1 pseudogene is annotated in these 783 nt (G+C 59.0%); it reads left to right on the forward strand.

Going from position 1 to position 783, the window contains the following annotated elements:
• Nucleotides 1–117 precede the first annotated feature (117 nt).
• A pseudogene (locus QDY28_RS30925) lies at nucleotides 118–582 on the forward strand (IS110 family transposase); the annotation flags it as partial.
• Nucleotides 583–783: the final 201 nt, after the last annotated feature.

Here is a 783-nt window from a genome sequence, read left to right on the forward strand (position 1 = left end):
ATGGTGTAACGGGCGGATCCCAGCCAGGCGAGTTTGAAGGCTTGGTGGTCGTCCCTCACAATGATGGTGTCGCGGAGTCAGGAGTGGCCTGCTCCATAGCATCACGGAGAGACGACCATGAAGCAGTATGCCGGAATCGATGTCTCGTTGGAATACTCGAGTGTGTGCGTGGTGGATGCGGATGGCCGCATCGTGCGCGAGGCAAAGGTCCACAGTGAACCCGATGCGCTGATCGCCTGGTTTGGCGAGCAGGGCGCGGCGATGGAACGAATTGGTCTTGAGGCTGGCCCCTTGTCGCAATGGCTTTACGCGGAAATGGCGAAGGCGGATCTGGCGGTCGAACTGATCGAGACGCGCCACGTGCGGGCGGCCTTCAAGACGATGCCCGTGAAGACCGACAAGAAGGACGCRCGGGGTATTGCGCAGTTAATGCGGCTTGGCTGGTTCAGGCCGGTCCACTGCAAATCTCTTCCGGCCCAGGAGGTGCGAGCGCTGCTGACCGCACGCAAGCTCATCCAGGGAAAACTTCACGACATCGAGATGAGCCTCCGGGGCATTCTGCGCGGTTTCGGCCTCAGCTTGACTTTGTACAAAATCTCTTTGGAATTTCGGGTTTGTTGCGGCGGCGCTGATCTTCCGCGTACTGGCAGCGTGGCGCGCGCGGCACTCTCATTTTGAGGCAATTTGAGCGGGGTGAATCAATTCGCCGCAGTCTCTCTGACTTGCCTGTTTCGCGTGACCGGATTCGAACCGGTGGATGACCGATCATAATGAGAACTGCGT

This window comes from Rhizobium sp. BR 362 (genome assembly GCF_036528765.1).
Taxonomy (GTDB): domain Bacteria; phylum Pseudomonadota; class Alphaproteobacteria; order Rhizobiales; family Rhizobiaceae; genus Rhizobium.